The sequence below is a fragment of the Paracoccus sp. S4493 genome (assembly GCF_000967735.1).
GTDB lineage: Bacteria > Pseudomonadota > Alphaproteobacteria > Rhodobacterales > Rhodobacteraceae > Paracoccus > Paracoccus marcusii.
The window spans coordinates 1-411 of record NZ_JXYF01000567.1 but is presented as its reverse complement, the minus strand read 5'-3'; the positions used below and the strand labels follow the sequence as shown (position 1 = coordinate 411).

Annotated in this window: 1 protein-coding gene; it reads left to right on the top strand. The window is 77.4% G+C overall.

The features are described from left to right. Window positions 1–411: carboxyltransferase domain-containing protein (locus tag TW83_RS19075; RefSeq protein WP_045984370.1), on the top strand; the 411-nt coding region annotated here is incomplete at both ends.

Here is a 411-nt window from a genome sequence, read left to right as displayed (position 1 = left end):
CCCGGCGGGGTCGGTCGCGCTGGCGGGCCGGTTCTGCGGCATCTATCCGCAGGCCAGCCCCGGCGGCTGGCAGCTGATCGGCCGGACCGAGGTGCCGATGTTCGACCTGACCCGCGACGTTCCCGCGCTGCTGCGCCCGGGCGTGCGGGCGCGCTTTGTGAGCGGGTCTGCGCGCGTCCATGCGGTCGCGGTCCCCGAGCCCGCGCCTGTGACCGGGCTGCGCGTGGTCCAGACCGCCTTCCCGATCCTCGTGCAGGATGCCGGGCGCATGGGGCAGGCGGGGCAGGGGGTCTGCGCCTCGGGCGCGCTGGATCTCGGCGCGCTGCGCCGCGCGAACCGCGCGGTGGGCAACCCCGCGGGGGAGGCCGCGCTGGAGATCACGCTTGGCCCCGTCCGCCTGCGGGCGGAGGT